This window comes from Rothia sp. (in: high G+C Gram-positive bacteria) (genome assembly GCF_030540545.1).
Taxonomy (GTDB): Bacteria; Actinomycetota; Actinomycetes; order Actinomycetales; family Micrococcaceae; genus Rothia.
In genome coordinates, this window is the sequence record NZ_JAUNVZ010000001.1 from 217,098 (window position 1) to 235,852 (window position 18,755).

Below are 18,755 nucleotides of genomic sequence, written 5' to 3' on the forward strand. Positions count from 1 at the left end.
TATGTCAGGTGCACCTGGATACGTCCACATCTCCCAACGTGGACGTGCCGCGAAGCGCCCCGCAACGCCCACTGGCAATGCTCCTGCCGCAACCCTGCGCCCCATGTCTTTTTCCACGCAGGAACACGGTGGAACCCCCGAAAATGAGGCACGCGGCTTCGTGCTTTATGTGGGTCTAAATGAAGAACTTGCTGCAGCTAATGGCACCTCCCTGGTACGTATTGTGCAGGATCTGCGCACCTACGCTCACCACCTGGCGCCCGAGGCTGAATCCTACGCTGCGGTCGCCCTCGCACCCGTGAACGCTGAGGGTACCGATCTGGAGGTTGTGCGCAACGCTCTGGGTGATCCGACCGCAATCTACTACCCCGGTGCTGAGCCGGAACCTGAGACTCCCTCGCCTACCTCCTCCGGTGTGCTGATTGACCTTGCGCGCCGCGAGGTATTCCTGGACGGTGAGCCTCTGCTGCTGACCTTTAAGGAATTCGAGCTGCTGGCTCACCTGGTCGAAAACTCCAGCCGCACGGTGGGTCGCGATGAACTGCTGGATGCTCTCTGGCGTACCGATGATGAGCACCACCCGCATGAGCGCACCATTGACGTACATGTGCGTCGCCTGCGCTCTAAGCTGGGTCGACTCTCGGGCACTGTGCGCACTGTGCGCGGCCAGGGTTACCGTTTCTTTGAGCATCCCGAGGTTGTTGTGTGGGCAGCTCCCGAGTATTTGATCTAATCGATAGAGCCATCTAGGTTTGTGAACTTTTCACCCTCGAGGCGCGTGTGTGCGCCTCGAGGGTTCTGCTTTATGCGCCGGTACGCATTCAAGGGCACGCGAGGGCGCTCAGGGGCTAAAATTGGTATATGACTGAGCACGATGCAAAATATTTGATTCTCATGCGCCACGCCGAAGCTGACTGGGGTATGGATGATTTCAACCGCCCCTTGACCTCCCGCGGACATTCTCAGGCCCAGGCGGCGGGGCAGTGGCTGGCTGAGAAGGGTTATATTCCCGAGCAGATTATGTCTTCCTCGGCTCTGCGCACGCGCCAGACCACCACCTGGGTGTCGGATGCCCTGGGGGAGCAGGCTCCTACGGCTCATTTGGATGAGGGTCTGTACGAGGTGTCGGATTCGCGTATTATTGCGCGTATTAATGGTGTATCTGAGGATGTGCGTTCCCTGCTGGTGGTTTCTCACCTGCCGGGTATTTACGATGCGGCTCTGCGCCTGGCAACTGCCGATTCTGAGTATCAGGCAATGATGGATATGTCCTATGGCTTTGTGCCCAGCTCCATCGCGGTGTTCCGTGTGGATGATCTGTGGGCTCTGTTGGATAATGCCCGTACCGATTCGGGTGCTCGGCTGATTGATTTTGCGAGCTTCTAAACGCTGCGCTTCTTTAGAGTGAGGTGGAGTGGAGGGTGCGAAAAAGCCCCGTAGCGTGTGCTACGGGGCTTTGCTGCGGAGACGGGGGGATTTGAACCCCCGGTCGAGTTTAACCCCGACCCTTCATTAGCAGTGAAGTCCATTCGGCCGCTCTGGCACGTCTCCCAATGCTCTTGCTAGCAAGTGCATCCCTACAAGAATATCGGCTCTTGGCGCGCGGGTCAATTTCTAGAGCCTATTTCAGAAAATTTTTTTCGACCTCCCTGGATGCGAGCCAAATGCCATGAGTCTGTTGCGGGTGGATAGGGAAAACGTTACAGATATGTCACAGATAGTGTGTTCTATAGCTGTGTAGGAATACGCATGGGGTAAGCTGGAGGAACCGATAATCAGCAGTTTGTACTGCATCAACACACAAACATAAGGGGATACCTATGTTTGAAAACCCTCAGCCCAGCTACGGCACCGACGCAGCACAGTCGGCAGCACCCAATCTGAATAAGCCCGCGCAGCCCGCCCCTGTACAGCCCGAGGTACAGCAGCCCCAGGTGACCGGTCCTCTGGCAGGCGCGCAGCAGTCTCAGACTACCGGCCCTCTGCCGGGTGCTCAGCCCGGCTACGCTCAGTCGATGTACGCACAGGCAACCGTGACCATGATGACCCCTCAGCAGATGGAAGGTCAGAAGGCAGCATAGACCTCCATGACCCTGGGTATTATTGGCTTGGTGCTGAACTTCTTCGGCTTCTTTATGTGGTTCTTTGGCGCTGGTTCCCTGATTCTGGGCATTATTGGCGTTAAGAAGGCGGGCCAGGCAGAGCAGTTTGGCGTTGCAGCTTCCGGTGGTCGTATTATGGGCTGGATTAACCTGATCATTGGTGCCCTGGAGCTTCTTATTCTGGTTGGTTTTATTTTCCTCGGCATTATTGCTGTTGGCGCTGCTTCTACCAGTCGCTAAGTAATAGTATTATTCATGAAACCGCCGTATCTGAGAGTGATTGGATACGGCGGTTTTCTGCGCCCGGAGGTCTATGGGTAGAGAGAGGATTCAGCAAGTATTCAGGCTAATACCAGCAAAACTCCAGGCTCATGGCATAGGGTAGAGGCGCATACCCATACCTGAAGAGCATTGGAGCATAGATTGTGAACACGCCAGATACGCCTCACAACACCCGGGGATACACTCCCGAGGATATGAGCGAGGACGAAGAAACCCGCGTCTACACTATCGAAGACTACGGCTCCTACGGCTATGATCTGCAGGATGCCACACGACCCTACCCCGCAGAATATTCCACGGCACATACTTCGCCCGCCGCGGCAGAAACGGACCCAACTCGCCCCTACGAGCGCAGCATCGATGAAACCCTGCCCCTGAGCCCGGAAGTGAAACCGGCCGCCGAAGCATCCGCAGAAGACGCCACGCGTGTTATGGACGCTAAAGAACAGAACCAGCAGAGTGCACAATCCGAAGCCTGGCATGCTCCTGTGGGCCATGCCGTACCCTCGCTGGCTGAACTGGGGCAGATTGCAAAGATACCCGCCTCCGAACCCACCTTCGCCCCCGCACAGTCCTATGCATCCGCCTCGGCGCCTGCCTTTGCATCCACCGGTAGTGCGCTAGTACCTGCTGCCCCCACAACGTTCACCCATCTATATCCCGTGCAGACAGTGGTACCCGCCCTGATGCAAGACTCAATCGTAATGGTTCCCGGCTGCGCTGCCCCTCTGATGACCGCCCATGTTAAAGAGCAAAGCCAGCGAGCGCGGAATTTCGGTCTTATTGCTATGATCTGCTGCTTCCTGACGTATATCTTCTTTCCAAGCTCTACTGGATTGACGTCCATTTTCTGGTTGACGTCATTGGTGACAAGTATCTGCGCTATCGTCATGGGGAATAGCGACCGTAGAAAGGGAGCCAAGAGTAGCGCCGGAACGATTCTGGGGTGGACATCCCTGTGTATATCTCTGGTACCGCTGGCTCTTGTGATCCTGTTCTTTATCCTACTGATCATATTTGGTATTGCAGCCGGTATCACCCACTAGAGCCATATTCAGCAAAGACTCAGTTTGAGCATTCAAGCTGAGTCTTTGCTCTTAAAACTGCTCTTTTGAGGCCAGTAGCGTGCAAACTGGGATACACTCAAAGGGACATCACCCCGATACGCACAGATAATCAGAGGACGACTCTTATGTCTCAATACCCCGGCCCCTACTACCAGCAGCCCCAACCCGTTGTACAGCCTGTGGTTCAGCCCGTTGTACAGCCGATGATGATGGCGCAGCCCGTGGTCGCCGTAGACCCGCGTTATATGGAAGGTCAGAAGCTCGCTAAGGATTCCCACACCCTGGGTATTTGTGCCCTGATTGGTTCTCTGCTGTGCTTCGGTCTTATTTCTTTCGTTCTGGGTATTCTTGCCATTAACAAGGCAGGTCAGGCTGAGCAGATGGGCGTCTATGAATCCAATGGTCGCGCCATGGGCTGGGCGGGCGTTATTATTAGCTCTATTAGCGTTATTATCAGTACTATTTGGCTTATTTTCTTCTTTGCTGTCCTTGCTTCCTCCAGCAGCTACTACTATTAAAATCTTCTGACCTCCCGGCATATGCACACGCCGAGAGCCTATACTTTAAATACCTGCACATCACGCACCGATGGAGAGAGAATGTCAGAGAATCTACACCCTAACGCCCGCCCCAGGGACTGGGATGAAACCCGCCCCTACCCCGAGAACCTCAATGGCGATGAAACGGTACCCATGAGCCCGGAACAATACGCTCAGCTCTATCGCGAAATCCTCGATGAGGGTACCGGCTCATCTTCCTCGAACGCTGAGGCTACCGCCCCGAGCGAGCTCTCGATCTCGGCGGGCGAGCAGATTAGCGCCAGCGAAAGCATTTCCTCCGCGCGTGATAGTGAATCTTCATATGCCAGCTCTGAGGGCGACTTCTACGATGAGCCGACCGTGGTGGCTTCCCCGGCAATGATTCGCAGCCTGGATCCCTATGCGGGTTCCGCCCCGGCACCGGCTCCGGAGGCGCTTGCCCCGGCACCCGGCTATTCTCAGCCCGCTGTACCCCCTCAAGCAGCTGTGCCTCCCCAAGCTACTGTACCCCCGCAGGCTGCGGTTCCTCCGAACGCTGTACCGCAGGCGAGCGCTCCCGCTCCCAGCTATGCTCCTGCAGGTAGCGGCTATGCGGCACCGGCACCTGCCGCAGCGCCCTATCAGGCACAGCCGGGGTATCAGCCTCAGGCGGGCTACCAAGCACCCGGATATCAGGGCGGCTACGGTGCTCAGCCGGGAATGTACAATCCCGCCTATGCCCAGCAGGGTGCTGATCTGGCAAAGAGCTCCCGTACCTTCGGTATTTTGGCTCTTGTCTGTGGTGCCCTGTTTGGCATGTTCCTGTTTGTGGCTATCTTCAGCTGGCTTGCTCACTCTAAAGCCGATGAGGCAGAACGACTCGGATATTACGGTGAGAATGGTAAAACCATGGCACGTATTGGCGCTGCTCTGTGCTTAGTATGGGTAGTTATCGGCTTGATTATTACTTTTGCGTCAAGGGCCTAAGCTAAAACGTTAAAAGCCCCGTATCAATACGATACGGGGCTTTGCTGCGCAGTGCGGAGCCGCCATGGAGCCACAAAGCCAGTGTATATACACCAAGCCCCGCGCAAACCCTTGGAAAATCAAGGAACGCACGGGGCTTTGCTACGCGGATGGTAAGGGATTTGAACCCTTGAGACGGGGCTACCGCCTACTGGTTTTCAAGACCAGCTCCTTCGGCCGCTCGGACAACCATCCAATGTGATGCACGCTCACAGCGCACATGCTACCCGCCCATTATGGCATGAGCTAAGCTAAAACTATAAATCATGACACACCTATCAGCGAAGGAGAAACACCCCATGCGCGCCATTATTGAAGAAGCCCACGGCGGCCCCGAGGTGCTCACGGTCAGCGAGATTGACCTGCCTCAAGTGCAGGAGCACCAGGTGCTCATTAAGATTGCCGCCGCGGGTCTAAACCGCGCCGACGCCCTGCAGCGCCGCGGCCACTACCCGCCTCCGGCAGGTGCCTCCCATATCTACGGCCTGGAAGTCTCCGGAACCATTGAGGCCATCGGCTCTCAGGTGAGCGGCTGGGCTGTGGGGGATCAGGTGATGGCTCTGATGGCATCCGGCGGATACGCCGAATATGTTGCCGTAGATGCCCGCCATATTATGCCCATTCCCGCCGGTGTGTCCCTGATTGAGGCGGGCGGTATTCCCGAGGTTGCCGCCACCGTCTACTCCAATCTTGTCACCACCTGCGGTATGAGCCTGAACCCGGCGGATAATGCCGAGGTGTCCGTGCTGATTCACGGCGGCTCGGGCGGTATTGGCGCCCACGCTATTCAGCTGGCTTTGGCTGCCGGTGCGCGCGTCTTTGCCACCGCCGGTAGCGAGGAGAAGTGTGAGTTTATCCGTTCTCTGGGTCGTGAGCTGGGTGCGGATTCCGAGCGTCTGGTCGCCATTAACTACCGTGAAGAGTCCTTCCGTGAGGTCATTGAGCGCGAAACCAACTCTGTTGGCGTGAACTATATTCTGGATGTGGTGGGCGCTCCCTACCTGAACGATAATCTGCACTCCCTTGCCGATAGCGGCCATATGACCATTATTGGTTTGCAGGGTGGTGCTCGCGCCGAGCTGGATATGGGGCTTATGCTCACCCGCCGCCTGTCGGTACACGCAACCTCCCTGCGCTCGCGCGGTGCAGAGGATAAGGCGCGCATTATTGCCGGTGTACGTCGCGAGGTGCTGCCGCTGTATGAGCGCGGTCTGATTTCCCCGGCGCTGGATTCCACCTTTGATCTGGATCGCGCAGCTGCTGCGCACGAGTACTTTGACGGAGGCGCCTATTTCGGTAAGGTGCTGCTGGTTCCCTAGAGTTTGGGGTAGATGAGGGGAAGATATACGGACGGGCTGTCACTAAAGTAAAATTTAGGGTACCCTTAGATATATCTTAAGTATCTTCCGGCATTGAAAGGAGTGAGCGTGGGGCTCAAAGACTTCCTCCAATCCCGTCGTGACGACGCAGAATTGGGCAAAGGCGTATGGCGCCGCGCTCACGACCGCTTCTTGCGCGGAATCGACCGTTTTCATCAGGTGCTTGAACGATTAGCGGGCACCGATATGATCGAATTGGTCGTACCCAGCGCTAATGAACTTGCCGATTTGATTCCGCGCGTGCGCGCCATCGCCATGGAGGCGCACCGCATTGCCCCGAGTATGGACACCGATATTCCCTACTCCCCGAATGGCACCTTCTCCGATATTCACCGCGCCCTCTCCCGCGCCGGTAATGCTGCCGCCCTGTGCGCCGAGGCTCTAGCCATGGCTCGCTGCTTTGGCGATTGCAGCTCCGGATGCACTCGCCAGGTTACCGTAGAACGCCGCGTACAGACCGTGGTGGAGCATGTGCAGGAGGCTGAAGGGCTGATTGCTCGCGCCCTGCAGGAGCAGCAGGATATGGAATTGGTGTCGTAGACCTAGCCTTTAAAGATTAAGGGGCGGGCGCTCGCGTGTAGCGGGTGCCCGCCCTTTCGTCTACGGGTACAGGGTGGTTCGGATGAGGTTATCGCATTCGGTATGAAGCTATCTAGCGCCGGAACTTTTGCCCAAAAAAATGGGCTGTATTGGGTAGGAAAACTGAAGAGAGCCGGAATTTCGCGGGAAAAATTTTCAGAGCTGCAGGATACCCTCAATTTACTAAGGGCAACCTCAGTTCGTATGGGTCTAAAGGTAGACATACACTTAAAGACGGCTAACACATTCACCCGAAAGAAGAAGGCGAACCGTGATCGACTTCCACCGTAATGAACGCGCCATGGCGCTACGCCCCAGTCTCTCCCGTTCCTGGCTGCTGGTTCGTGGTAACTCCAGCGAAGAAGATATGGAACAAGCATTCGCCAGCGAAGCCGACTCCATCATCCTGGACCTGGAAGACGGCTGCCCCCCGGAAGAAAAAGACGAAGCACGCGCACGCATTGTAGAAATGCTCAGCGATAATGTTGTCGCATGGGTACGCATTAACGCCATCACCACCGAACACTGGTGGAAGGACGTTAAAGCACTGCGCGGCCTGAAGGGCCTGCGCGGCGTCATGCTCGCAACCGCAGAACACGCCACCGACGTGGCACGTACCGCCGAAGAGCTCGGCACCGGCACCCCCATTATTGCCCTGATTGAATCCGCACTGGGTGTACACAATTGCGTGAAGATCGCCCAGGAAATCGGCACCTTCCGCCTGGCATTCGGCGTGGGCGACTACCGCCGCGACACCGGCGCAACCGACGACCCCATGGCACTGGCATATGTCCGCTCCCAGCTGGTTATTGCCTCCACCCTGGGCGGTCTGCCCGGCCCCATTGACGGCCCCTCCCTGGGCAAGCAGGGCTTCGATCTGATCGAGGCATGCCGCCACGGCAGCGTGCACGGCATGACCGGCAAGATCACCCTGGACCACAAGCAGGCAGACACCATTAACCGTGCCTTCTCGCCCAGCGAGGCAGAAATCGCCGACGCGCACAACCTGCTGGATGTGCCGCTGGACGGCCCCAAGGACGGTTCCTACCTGCCGCGCTTCCTGCGTGCCAAGAAGATCGCCGAACTGGCAAAGGTCTACGGCCTGTGGGATAAGCCCGTCAGCCACTTCAAGGAAAACGCTCAGCCGGCCATTGATGAGCGCTTCAAGAAGGCTAAATAAGCCCGGAACCTAGCGTTATAAACTCAGCGACCCCGCCTCAGGCATGAGGCGGGGTCGCTTGAATTTAACAGCTTAGTTATGGGGCTTGGAACCACCGGTCAGAGCATAGGCGCACAGAAAGGAAGTCAGTGCACCCAACACCAGAGGCACCACTACGCTCGCCTCATCCCCAAAGGTCCAGCGGTAGAAAAACCACACACCCGTTAGCGGAAGCAACAGCACAATAAAAGTAAGCGTAAAACGCAGGCCGGAACGAGACATGCTCTCTCTCCTTGAAAAACGGGTCACAGGGTACGAGCACTATTCTACGCACCCGGACTGGAAAACGCTGAATAACCAGCAAAGGAATACACAAAAACCCTCGGCGAACCGAGGGTTTTAGCTGAGCCCCCAACCGGATTTGAACCGGTGACCTGCTCTTTACGAGGGAGCTGCTCTACCACTGAGCTATAGAGGCGCATACTGAGTTGCAGACTCAATACCAGCCCATACTATCAAGAAAAAGCGCCCAAAGCGAACCGCCCACCGGTTATAGAACAACGTGAGGGGAGTCAATAGTTCAAGAAGCGGTCAAGAGATAAATGCACCGTAGAATTAAAGAACATCACCACAAAGGAGCCCCCATGACAGAACATATCACTCGGCGCGCGCTGCTAGGCGCAGGCGCACCCCTGGCGCTCATCGCCCTGAGCGCATGCACCGCCACCAAAGACACCCAGGGCACCGGCAGCCCCACCCAAAGCCCCGCAGCAACCACCGGCTACCCCGGCTTGGAGAACAGCGGACTGCGCAATGACAGCGGCTACCACCTCAATAGCACCGTAGAGAAGGCACCCACCATCACCCTCTACACCGACTACCAGTGCCCCTATTGCGCCAAAGCAGAACCCAACTTTGAAGAAGCCGCACGCCAGCTCGAAGGCACCCTGAACCTGACCGTGCGCCACCTACCCCTGCTGAAAATCCACCCCCACGCGGGAACCTCCGCGCTGGCGGTACAGGCAGCAGAAAACCAGGGTAAGCACCTGGAAATGGCACGCCAGCTCTTTGCCACCCAGAGCGAATGGAAGAGCCTCCCCGATGTGGCAAGCGCAGAAGCGAAATTTGCCCAGTACGCCCAGTCCCTAGGACTGGACATGGACCGCTACCACAAGGACGCGCGCAGCGATGAAAGCGCCCAGCTGATCACCTCCGATATGAACCACGCGATTGAAATCGGAGTCAAAGGCACCCCCAGCTTCGTGCTGACCAAGGACGGCACCGAAACCGTGCTCAGCGGCGAACAGATCTCCTCCCAGACCGGCGCGGACGATATGGTTGCCCTCTTTAAGAAGGTCGCGGGTATCGCATGAGCCTAATGGACCCCGCGCGCCAAGCCCGCGCCGAGGCCGGAGTTCAGCTGCGCTACGCTAACGCGCGCGCCACCATTCACTCCGACGGCTTTAGCGACAACGGCTACGTGCTCGAAATTGGGGATGCCGAACAATCCCATGTGGACCTGGGCGACCCCGCCTATGTCTTCTACGAATACCTGCGCCGTATTGCCAATGTGATTGATCTGGTGCGCCCCAGCGGCGAACCCATTATTGCCGCCCACCTGGGCGCCGGTGCCCTGACCCTGGCACGCTATATTCAGGCAACCCGCCCCGGCTCGGCACAGGTAGCGGTGGATATTGAGCCGCAAATGCTCTCCTTCATCACCGATATTCTGCCCCTGCCTGCAGGTACCTCCTGCGCCCTGGTAACCGCCGATGCGCGCGAGGTGCTACCCGAACTGCCCGGATATGTGGACGGCGCCGCATTCGATGCGCTTATCCTGGATATTTTCACCGGAGTAGATGCTCCCGCGCACTTGGCGAACCGCGAGTACTACGCAGAGCTCAAAGAGCTTTTGGCGCCCGGAGGCGTGCTGGCAGTCAATGTGGGAGATGATAGGGGACTACCCTTCTTCCAGCAGCAGGCACCGGCACTGCTAGAAATCTTTGATCACGTTTGGTGCCTGGCTGAATCCAGCATGTTCACCGGGAATAACGAAGGCAATCTGGTGCTCATAGCCACCGACCGAGAGCTGGACGAAGACACAGCCGACGCGCTCTACGCCCGCGGCCCGCACCCGGCTGAAGTACTGGAGACTGAGCAGCTGCGCGAATTCTTAGCGGCGCTTGCCGGTGCGTAGAACCTTATAGCCTTAGCTCTTGAGCAAGAGCAGACATGTAGAAGAATAGATCAAGGGGGCGTGCAGGATACTATCCTGCACGCCCCCTTGATCGCTATATTCAGAGTGCTAATTCTTCTGAGTCGGATCAATGACCGGAATAGAGCCGGTTTCCGCCTTATAGACCATATCCGCACCGGTGGTCTCTACAGCACCGGGAAGGAACTCCTGCGCATGCTGCTGAGGATCCTCACCGGCTGCCAGCGCGGTACGCTCCGCCTTGGCATGAGCCAGAGTAATACCTACACTCGCAGCAACCAGCAGAGCAATAGCACCCCAACGAATTACCGAAGACTGCTCACCCAGAATCAACAGACCCGCCAGAGTAGCGATAGCCGGCTCCATACTCAGCAGCACACTGTACACGCTGGACGGCAGCAGACGCAGCGCCGAAATCTCCGCCAGGGAGGGCAGAGCCGAAGCTAGCATACTCATAATGAAACCAGCCCACAGAATCGGCAGAAGATTAGGGTTCGAGGGCAGACCCGAAAGCTGATCCCAATTCACCATAAAGGAGAAAGGCAGGGTCAGCGCGGTAGAGACAACATTGCCCATCACCATGCCGCCCATACCCGGGATAGTTGCGCCCACCTTCTCGGTCGCAAGAATATACGCCGCACGGCTAATAGCGGTCAGCACCGCAAAAATAATACCCACCAGCGCGAAATCCTCGGGCTTAGCCTGAGACTCACTGGTCAGCAGAGCCATACCCGCAAAGGACAGACCAATCCAAATCAAATCACTCTTACGGCGCGAAAGAACCGTAGCCAGCACCAGCGGACCCATGAACTCAATAGCCACCGCAATGCTCAGCGGAATCTGCTCAATCGCCACATAGAAAAAACCATTCGCGCCAAAAAGAGCCACGCCCAGAATAATCACCGAGCGCCACTGCTGGCGGGTCCAGGTGGTAAACGCCGGGCGGAAAATCGCGAGCAGAACAATGGAGGAGAAGAGTAAGCGAATACCCACCACGCCCCAAGCACCCAGCTCGGGCATGAGCTGCTTAGCCAGCGCCGAACCAAATTGAATCGATAAAATAGCACCCAGGGCGTAGGCAATACCCATACCCTGCGAAGCTAGCGGGGAACGCGCAGACGCGGAAGAAGCCGCCATACCAATCCTTTACCGCCGCGAACTATGCGGCACTCGTACAGGGTGCCTAAAGCTGTGCTGGAGCACCCTTGCTTTTTGATAGAAACGTTATCCCCATTCTACGCATGAGATGGGACACATACCTAACCGGTTTGCCGGCTGAACGTCACCAAATTATGAAAAATATTCACTCAATGCATAGACATAATTACCGGGGTATAGATAGGGACAAAGACAGCGAAATATACGGGCATGCAGCGCCGGAACGGCTATAAACATACCGCTGGATTCTATGGCGTTAGCGCGGTGCGAATATGCGACACGCGCGAGGAGAAAAGCGGGGTGCGAGGAAAACCAGGGGAGAACCTGTCCAAACACAGCCCTGAGCGAACGAGAGAAATAAATCAGGCTCTGCGCGCCCGTCACACACCCAATATTCAGAAAAGCATGATTTACTAAAACCATGCTAGACCCCATGAAGTCTCTATTCGATAACAACGGCAACCCCAAGCCGGCACTCACCACCGCCCTGGATAATGTACTGCGCGTACAGCGCCCCCTGGTACTGGCCCTGGTCAAGGCACTGCGTGAAAAGTACCCGCACGAAACCCCCGCCCAGCTGCAAAAGCGCCTGGAAAAGCAATACCTGCGCGATGTGACCGCCATCGGTGGCGTGACCGGCGCATCCTCCTTTGTGCCCGGCGTGGGTACCGTAACCTCCGTGGGTTTGTCCGTGGTCGCTATTGGTGGCTATTTGGAACGCACCGCGATCTTCGCCCAGGCGATCGCAGAACTGCACGGTGTGCACGTCATCGACCCCGAAGCGGCACGCTCCATGGTTATGGCGCTCATGCTCGGCGAAGAAGGCTCGCAGCTGATCACCAGCATCTTGGCAAAGAACGGTCGCGCGGGCATGCTCTCGAACCAGTGGGGTATGCTCATGGGCTCCAACTCCAAGATGTTCAGCGTGGAGCGCGCTCTGCGCAATATGTTCATTAAGCGTTTTATGGGGCGCCAGGCAGGCATGATGATGGGCCGCGCCATTCCCTTCGGCGTGGGTGCCGTGGTCGGTGGCGGCGCGAACCTTGCCCTGGGCCGCGAGGTTATTCGCAGCACCCGCGAAGCCTTCGGCGAGGCGCCCACCTACTTCCCGCCTGAGCTGACTCTGCCCGTGCGAGCACCGCGTTTTAGTGATGCAACGGTGGAAAACGCACCCGCCCCGCGTAAGCGCGGCGCAAAGATCGCCGGAGCTTTAACTGGCGGCGCTGTGGGCGCTGCAAAGGCTGTTATGAAGCGCCGCAAGCAGAAGGCAGCGCATGAAGAGACCGCTAGTCACGATGCGCACTCTCACGGTCTGCAGAATCCCGGTGCGGCTCACCGTCGTATGATGGGGCGCTAAAGCGGAGCAACTGCCGTATAGATACAGGCGCATTGCGTTAAAAGGATGGGGCGGGAAGTACTACTTCCCGCCCCATCCTTTTGGGTTAACCCACCAATGGTGAGCTAGAGATTAGGCATTCTTTGCGTGATCCAGCAGAGTGGGAGCAACACCAATGTAGGTGTGCGGGGTCAGCTCGGACAGGCGAGCAGCAGCCTGCTCGGACAGGCCCAGACCCGCCACGAATTCCTTCAGGCGAGCTGCATCCACGCGGTGACCGCGGGTTAGTTCCTTCAGACGCTCGTAGGGGTTCTCCATGCCCTCAACACCTGCAATAGCCTCGGCGCGCATAACCATCTGAATAGCCTCGGCCAGGACCTCCCAGTTGGCGTCCAGATCAGCGGAAATGGTGTCGGTAGCGATATCCAGGCGCTGCAGACCCTTGACCACATTGGAAATAGCCAGCACGGAGTGACCGAAAGCCACACCAATATTGCGCTGAGCCGAAGAGTCGGTCAGATCGCGCTGCCAGCGGCTGGTCACCAGGGTGGAAGCCAGGGAATCGAGCAGAGCGTTGGAGAGCTCCAGGTTAGCCTCTGCGTTTTCGAAACGAATCGGGTTCACCTTGTGCGGCATGGTGGAGGAACCGGTTGCACCCGCCACGGGAATCTGACGGAAGAAACCGATGGAAATGTAGCTCCACACATCGGTGCACAGGTTGTGCAGCACGCGGTTGAAGTGCGCAATATCGGAGTAGAGCTCAGCCTGCCAGTCGTGAGACTCAATCTGAGTGGTCAGCGGGTTCCAGGTCAGACCCAGGTGCTCAACGAAACCGCGAGAAATCTGCTGCCAATCGGCGGTGGGCACCGACGCGTAGTGAGCGGAGTAGGTGCCGGTTGCGCCGTTGATCTTACCCAGGAATTCGGTAGCCTGCGCGTGCTTAATCTGGCGCTTCAGACGCCATGCCAGCACACCTAGTTCCTTGCCGAGGGTGGAGGGGGTTGCGGGCTGGCCGTGAGTGCGCGAGAGCATAGGCACATTGCGGCCCTCTTCAGCCAGGTCCAGCAGAACCTGTACCAGGTTTTGTGCTGCAGGCAGCCAGACGTTCTCGAAAGCGTCCTTAATACCCAGGGCGTAGGAGAGGTTATTAATGTCTTCGCTGGTGCAGCCGAAGTGAACCAGGGGCACCAGGTGCTCCAGACCCAGGGCGGGCAGGCGGCGACCAATGTAGTACTCAACAGCCTTCACATCGTGTACGGTGACGGCTTCGATCTCTGCCAGCTCTGCAACGGAGTCAGCGTTGAAGTCGGTCACGATGGCGCGCAGACCCTGCTTCTGCTCATCGCTCAGCGGCTCAAGACCGGGCAGTACGCGGTGCTCGCACAGGTAGATGAACCATTCAACCTCAACATGGATGCGGTCGCGGTTCAGAGCGGCTTCGGACAGGTAGTTGGTCAGGGGCGCGGTGACGGATGCGTAGCGACCGTCCAGGGGGCCGAGGGCGAGGGTGCCGTCGCCCAGGTCGATACGGCCGGAGGGCAAAAGAGTGTTTTCAGACATAGTTCTATCTTCTCATATTCGGGTTCGCCGGGTGCGGGCTGGTGCACATTGTGGACGGCTTTAAATATGGGATTCGCGTGTGGGTGCCGTGCATGGAGACCCGGTAGGGGACAGCGGGTGCCCGTCATAAAAAGTCATAAAAGAGAGAAAAATCTGTCATATTTACGCACATAACGACTGATTTTGGCAGTTTAGCCTGTGGATAACTTTCTATTTGATAGAAAGCGCACTACTTATCCACAGATTTTATGTAATTACAAAAAACAGCCGCTAAAGCTCTCTACTCTTGGATACACCGGAACCTACACCACAGGTACGAGATCAGAAGGAGAGAACCATGGCAGAAGAAAACGAAAATATAGCCCCCGAAGAACCGGGATACGAACCCCCCAATATGGGAGAGATCCTGGGCGATATTGCCTCCCACGGAATATCAACCCTGGCAGCTGGCCCGGCAATTGCCGCTTTGCACGCTGCCGCCCAAGCAATGCGCGAACTGGGTAAAAGCCTCTACCGAGAGCTTGAGCAGGAGAGAGAAGAAATCCTTCAAACACGCAATCGCTCCAGCGCGGAATTACAAGCAGAATATTGGAAATCTGTCGCCGGTCAGAAATACAGAGACCGCCTGGATGAGCACTGTATCGAGGCTGGACGCATGGCAATGCTGACCGGCCAAGCAGCCCAGGGCTTTTTAGCAGCGGGAGAAGAAGTAGCCGCCCAGCTTGAAGGAAAAGCTGCCGCTATCTCCGCTATGGCTAAGCAGGTAGAAGATTTTATCCAGACCGCCGCTGACCACCTACACAGAGCTACAGAGGCTCAGGATATCGGCTCGGTTATTGCAGACTTAGGCGGTCAGCAGATACAGAACAACCTTAATTCGCTCATTGAGCAAGCAAAATCAAGCATTCCCCAGGGATGCTTCGTTCCCTAAAACGATAACAGATCAGAAAGGATAGATAATGAGCACAATAGAGCAGGCTATGCCCGCCGCTGCAGGCGGCCAGTTGACGGGTCATGCAACTATTGACGTAGATAAAGAGCAACTGGTTGGATTGGCTCACTCTGTCAATCAGGTGGGCTCCTCATATGGCGCCCAGACTATGTCTTTAGTTGCAGCAGCTCCCAAAGCTCTCCCCCTGCTGGTAGCAGCTTCGGGGCGTGAAGCAGCAGCGCAGGCTGCCCGGGCGGGAAGCGGTCTTAGCGCCCTGGGGCAGAATATGGGCAAAACCTCTGCCAATGTCATGGCTGCCTATCACGGCTATGAAAGCGCCGAGCAGGCTGTTATGGGAGCATTCGGTTCATTTATGAATGGCGCTCGCTCCATTCCCTCCAAGGTTTTTGACCGTGCCAAGGGTCTTTTTTCTGCTTTCGGACAGAATTTAGGGCAGTGGTGGAACGAGACTAAAGAGACTATATGGCAAGCAGCAATTCCAGCAATGCGAGTGCTCGCAGCTTTTGGGTCTAAGGCCTATAACGTGGCGAAATATTTGTATCCTGATGCTGCAGTGGACAGGATTAAGCGTCTCTTGATGGGTTTTGGGGTTTCTGGAGTCTGGGCAGATGCGATTACCCAAGGGTCATTTCAGGCTATCCAGCGCCTCTTTGGCTATGACCCCCAAGCTCCTAAGATTCGTGATGGTCGCTTGCACGAGATAGACAAGGACAATATGCCCGCGCATCCTCCTCTGAACGCCGATGAACGCGCGCGACGTATGAAGGAAGCTAACGATATGCAATATGGAGAGGAGGAAGAGAAACGAACCTCGGGCAGCTATGCGGAGCCCCTGGTCGATGTCTATCAGGATCCCCAAAGCGGCCAATATATTGTTGAAGTATATATTCCGGGTACCGATGGTGACGCGAAAAAATTAAACGACCCGGCAAGTGTCTACGCTAATGGTAGTTTGGCTCATGCGCGTTCTACTGATGCGCTGAAAGATTCTGCTCCCTATATGCAGCTGGTGGATAAGCAGCTTCGAGCTTTGGGGATTGATAAGCTGCCGAGGGATAAATGCACCATTAACCTCACCGGTCATTCCCAGGGCGGCGCAACCGCCTACCTGCTGGCAAATAATAATGAGTTCTACGGTCGCTACAATGTGGGAAATGTTTATACCTACGGTGCACCCATTGAACATCTTGAGGATAGAGGAGATAAGAAGTTCAAGGTACATCAATATCAGGACATTAAAGACCCAGTGCCGCATATTATTACCGGCGATAAATGGGAGGAACGTCCCGGAGACACCCATGTGGTTCTTGACCGTTCAAAGTATCCCGATGCTCCTGAGCCCGATAAGAGTACTCACGATATGAATCACTATCACACGAGTATTTCCGAGGGTGAAGAAGCAATTCGTATAATGGGCGACACCAATGCACATAAGTATGAAGCTGAGCGTTCAGCTGTCTATACCGGTACCACTGCTGGACATCCGGGAATTAATGCCCTTGACGGAGCTATGCAAGCCCTTAAAACACTTGGCAATGGAGGATATAACGAGGATGCTGCGAGAGATTTTCTGAGCCAAAGTGCTATGCGTAAGCCTCCCACCGATCGCTATACGGAATCTACCCCCACGTCTCAGCCGGGCATAGCAGAAAGTGCTATGGCTGCTATTCCTGAGGGAAGCGTAGGCTCTATGAATTCTTCGGTACTATCACCCCGGGAAAATAGTGTGCGACCGCACCAATGGGATGATCCGCAGAATACGGTGTACCGCTGGAACGGAAGCCTTGAGGACGGCCGTCTCGACAGTGTTCCTATGCCCTATCACGGCGATGGTAAAACCCATGCCATTCCCCTGGGCAGGCTACCCGGCGGAGCTGATCCTATTCCCGGTGTGTCTCAGCTTCCGGATATAGAGAAGCATTTTACTCCCGGTGGTTCTTTTGATTCTCTGCGCGATTCTATTGATAGAGCCTGGTCGGATTTCATTGAGTCCCCTGAGAATCCTGACCTGTATCCAAAGATCCTGCCCGTTGAACCGATATATCCGATCGAGCCCAATAGTCCCATTGACCGATTGGAAGTTCCGTCCTTTGACCCGCCTCTTCCCTATATCCCGGGGGAGAAAATGGATCCGGCCAATCCCGATCCTCGAATCTTTATGAACGAGGGATATAGTTCGGGAATGAGCACCGAAGAAATGCAAGAGCGATTAGCGCTTATCGGCACGGGAGACGGAGGAAGCTACTAAGCCAGCGGAGCGGGCGGGATTATACTGGAGAGCATGAGTGATACACAGCAAATACGCCCCCGACCGGTTTTTAGCAGCCTGCCCGAATACGCGGCGGGCAAGCCCCCTGCACCGGTAGAAGGGCTCACGCAGTACAAACTCTCCTCCAATGAAAACCCGCACGGGCCCGTGCCCGAGGTGGCGCGCATCCTAGCTGATTTCACCAGGGTGCACCGCTACCCCGACCCGCTGAGCACCCGCCTGCGCGAACGCCTCTCCGAACGCCTGAACGTACCCGCCGCGGACATCGTTACCGGTGCCGGAAGCTTGGGCGCCCTGGAACAGATCATTAAAACCTTTGCCGGAGCCAATGCCGACGGCAGTAGGGACGAGGTCATCTACGCCTGGCGTTCCTTCGAGGCCTACCCCATTCTGGTGGGTCTTGCCGGGGCAGCCAGCGTGCAGGTGCCCAATCTGCCCGACGGCTCCCACGATTTGGAGGCTATGCTCGCCGCCATTACCGAGCGTACCCGTGTGATTTTGCTGTGCACCCCCAATAACCCCACCGGCACCGTGCTGAGCGAATCTCAGGTGCGTTCCTTTATGGAGCGCGTGCCCAAAGATATTGTGGTGGTTTTGGACGAAGCCTATTTCGAGTTCTGCTCTGTTTCGCCCCTGGAACCCGGGGAACAAGCACCCGTGAACGGTGTGGATCTCTACGGGGAGTACGCGAATCTGGTGCTGCTGCGTACCTTCTCTAAGGCTCAGGGTCTGGCGGGCCTGCGCGTGGGCTACTCCATTTCCCAGCCCGCTATTACCCGCTACCTGCGTGTTGCGGCGACTCCCTTTGCGGTGACGTCCATTGCTGAAGAGGCTGCCGTTGCATCCATTGACCACGAGGATCAGGTGATGGAGCGCGTGAACCACCTGGTTTCTGAGCGTGAACGGGTGGTTGCAGCCCTGCAAGACGCCGGATATTTTTTCCCTCGTACTTTCGCGAACTTCGTGTGGTTGCCGCTGGGGGAGAAGACTCCCGAATTTGTGCAGGCGGCAGCCGCTCAGGCTCTATCGGTGCGTGCTTTTGGTACCGAGGGTGTGCGCGTAAGTATTGGCGAAGATGAAGCCAATGACCGCATGATTGCCCTGGCTCGTGACTTTGCTGCTCATAATCTCTAAGCTCTAGGAGCTGATAGAT

At 56.6% G+C, this 18,755-nt stretch carries 19 protein-coding genes and 3 tRNA genes; 16 read left to right on the forward strand and 6 right to left on the reverse strand.

From position 1 onward, the window contains the following. Position 1 precedes the first annotated feature (1 nt). Positions 2-733 carry a winged helix-turn-helix domain-containing protein gene (locus Q4P78_RS01010; RefSeq protein WP_303338443.1) on the forward strand — a complete coding sequence of 244 codons (732 nt, stop codon included), beginning with the start codon at positions 2-4 and terminating at the stop codon, positions 731-733. Positions 734-861: 128 nt separating this feature from the next. Next, entirely contained in the window at positions 862-1,386 is a 525-nt protein-coding gene (locus Q4P78_RS01015; protein WP_303338444.1) for a histidine phosphatase family protein, read from the forward strand. Between the two features lie 76 nt (positions 1,387-1,462). On the opposite strand, the gene Q4P78_RS01020 is transcribed toward Q4P78_RS01015, so the two are convergent. Beyond that, positions 1,463-1,551 (reverse strand) — tRNA-Ser (locus tag Q4P78_RS01020). A 269-nt stretch (positions 1,552-1,820) separates the two neighbouring features. Between Q4P78_RS01020 and Q4P78_RS01025 the strand changes: the two genes are divergently transcribed. The 5 genes from Q4P78_RS01025 (at position 1,821) to Q4P78_RS01045 (ending at position 4,956) form a co-directional block, all read left to right on the forward strand. Beyond that, positions 1,821-2,081 carry a hypothetical protein gene (locus Q4P78_RS01025; RefSeq protein WP_303338445.1) on the forward strand — a complete coding sequence of 87 codons (261 nt, stop codon included), beginning with the start codon at positions 1,821-1,823 and terminating at the stop codon, positions 2,079-2,081. A gap of 6 nt (positions 2,082-2,087) precedes the next feature. After that, entirely contained in the window at positions 2,088-2,342 is a 255-nt protein-coding gene (locus Q4P78_RS01030) for a hypothetical protein (protein ID WP_303338446.1), read from the forward strand. A 236-nt stretch (positions 2,343-2,578) separates the two neighbouring features. Then, positions 2,579-3,430 (forward strand): hypothetical protein, encoded by an 852-nt coding sequence (locus Q4P78_RS01035; RefSeq protein WP_303338447.1) that lies wholly within the window; start codon positions 2,579-2,581, stop codon positions 3,428-3,430. A gap of 146 nt (positions 3,431-3,576) precedes the next feature. Next, positions 3,577-3,969, forward strand: coding sequence for a hypothetical protein (locus Q4P78_RS01040; RefSeq protein WP_303338448.1), 393 nt, complete (start codon positions 3,577-3,579; stop codon positions 3,967-3,969). A gap of 81 nt (positions 3,970-4,050) precedes the next feature. Then, positions 4,051-4,956, forward strand: coding sequence for a hypothetical protein (locus tag Q4P78_RS01045; RefSeq protein ID WP_303338449.1), 906 nt, complete (start codon positions 4,051-4,053; stop codon positions 4,954-4,956). A gap of 146 nt (positions 4,957-5,102) precedes the next feature. Here the strand turns inward: Q4P78_RS01045 and Q4P78_RS01050 are convergent. Beyond that, positions 5,103-5,190: transfer RNA gene (locus tag Q4P78_RS01050), tRNA-Ser, on the reverse strand. A 104-nt stretch (positions 5,191-5,294) separates the two neighbouring features. On the opposite strand from Q4P78_RS01050, the gene Q4P78_RS01055 reads away from it, so the two are divergent. The 3 genes from Q4P78_RS01055 (at position 5,295) to Q4P78_RS01065 (ending at position 8,133) form a co-directional block, all read left to right on the forward strand. Continuing rightward, complete coding sequence (locus Q4P78_RS01055; protein ID WP_303338450.1) at positions 5,295-6,314, forward strand: NAD(P)H-quinone oxidoreductase; 1,020 nt, start codon at positions 5,295-5,297, stop codon at positions 6,312-6,314. 108 nt (positions 6,315-6,422) lie between these two features. Then, entirely contained in the window at positions 6,423-6,914 is a 492-nt protein-coding gene (locus Q4P78_RS01060) for a dehydrogenase (protein WP_303338451.1), read from the forward strand. 310 nt (positions 6,915-7,224) lie between these two features. After that, on the forward strand, positions 7,225-8,133 hold the full coding sequence (locus tag Q4P78_RS01065) for a CoA ester lyase (protein ID WP_303338452.1): 909 nt from the start codon (positions 7,225-7,227) through the stop codon (positions 8,131-8,133). A 72-nt stretch (positions 8,134-8,205) separates the two neighbouring features. Here the strand turns inward: Q4P78_RS01065 and Q4P78_RS01070 are convergent, their stop codons facing one another. Together Q4P78_RS01070 and Q4P78_RS01075 are read right to left on the reverse strand one after the other, a co-directional pair. Next, positions 8,206-8,394, reverse strand: coding sequence for a hypothetical protein (locus tag Q4P78_RS01070; protein WP_303338453.1), 189 nt, complete (start codon positions 8,392-8,394; stop codon positions 8,206-8,208). Between the two features lie 124 nt (positions 8,395-8,518). Beyond that, positions 8,519-8,590 (reverse strand) — tRNA-Thr (locus Q4P78_RS01075). Positions 8,591-8,756: 166 nt separating this feature from the next. On the opposite strand from Q4P78_RS01075, the gene Q4P78_RS01080 reads away from it, so the two are divergent. Both Q4P78_RS01080 and Q4P78_RS01085 read left to right on the forward strand, forming a co-directional pair. Continuing rightward, positions 8,757-9,485: a DsbA family protein gene (locus Q4P78_RS01080; protein WP_303338454.1), complete on the forward strand. Its 729-nt coding sequence runs from the start codon at positions 8,757-8,759 to the stop codon at positions 9,483-9,485. A 5-nt stretch (positions 9,486-9,490) separates the two neighbouring features. Then, positions 9,491-10,309 carry a spermidine synthase gene (locus Q4P78_RS01085; RefSeq protein ID WP_303338571.1) on the forward strand — a complete coding sequence of 273 codons (819 nt, stop codon included), beginning with the start codon at positions 9,491-9,493 and terminating at the stop codon, positions 10,307-10,309. Between the two features lie 108 nt (positions 10,310-10,417). Here the strand turns inward: Q4P78_RS01085 and Q4P78_RS01090 are convergent, their stop codons facing one another. Next, positions 10,418-11,464 (reverse strand): DMT family transporter, encoded by a 1,047-nt coding sequence (locus Q4P78_RS01090; protein WP_303338455.1) that lies wholly within the window; start codon positions 11,462-11,464, stop codon positions 10,418-10,420. A gap of 454 nt (positions 11,465-11,918) precedes the next feature. Here Q4P78_RS01090 and Q4P78_RS01095 point away from each other — a divergent pair, with 454 nt between their 5' ends. Then, positions 11,919-12,842 carry a di- and tripeptidase gene (locus Q4P78_RS01095; protein WP_303338456.1) on the forward strand — a complete coding sequence of 308 codons (924 nt, stop codon included), beginning with the start codon at positions 11,919-11,921 and terminating at the stop codon, positions 12,840-12,842. 111 nt (positions 12,843-12,953) lie between these two features. Here the strand turns inward: Q4P78_RS01095 and purB are convergent, their stop codons facing one another. Beyond that, positions 12,954-14,381, reverse strand: coding sequence for an adenylosuccinate lyase (gene purB / locus Q4P78_RS01100; RefSeq protein ID WP_303338457.1), 1,428 nt, complete (start codon positions 14,379-14,381; stop codon positions 12,954-12,956). Positions 14,382-14,718: 337 nt separating this feature from the next. Here purB and Q4P78_RS01105 point away from each other — a divergent pair, with 337 nt between their 5' ends. Genes Q4P78_RS01105 through Q4P78_RS01115 form a run of 3 tightly spaced genes read left to right on the forward strand, consistent with a single transcriptional unit; the run spans position 14,719 to position 18,736 of the window. Beyond that, the gene (locus Q4P78_RS01105) at positions 14,719-15,312 is read left to right on the forward strand and encodes a hypothetical protein (RefSeq protein WP_303338458.1); all 594 of its coding nucleotides are present in this window, start codon (positions 14,719-14,721) and stop codon (positions 15,310-15,312) included. Between the two features lie 28 nt (positions 15,313-15,340). After that, the gene (locus Q4P78_RS01110) at positions 15,341-17,581 is read left to right on the forward strand and encodes a hypothetical protein (protein ID WP_303338459.1); all 2,241 of its coding nucleotides are present in this window, start codon (positions 15,341-15,343) and stop codon (positions 17,579-17,581) included. A 33-nt stretch (positions 17,582-17,614) separates the two neighbouring features. Beyond that, positions 17,615-18,736 carry a histidinol-phosphate transaminase gene (locus Q4P78_RS01115; protein ID WP_303338460.1) on the forward strand — a complete coding sequence of 374 codons (1,122 nt, stop codon included), beginning with the start codon at positions 17,615-17,617 and terminating at the stop codon, positions 18,734-18,736. Positions 18,737-18,755: the final 19 nt, after the last annotated feature.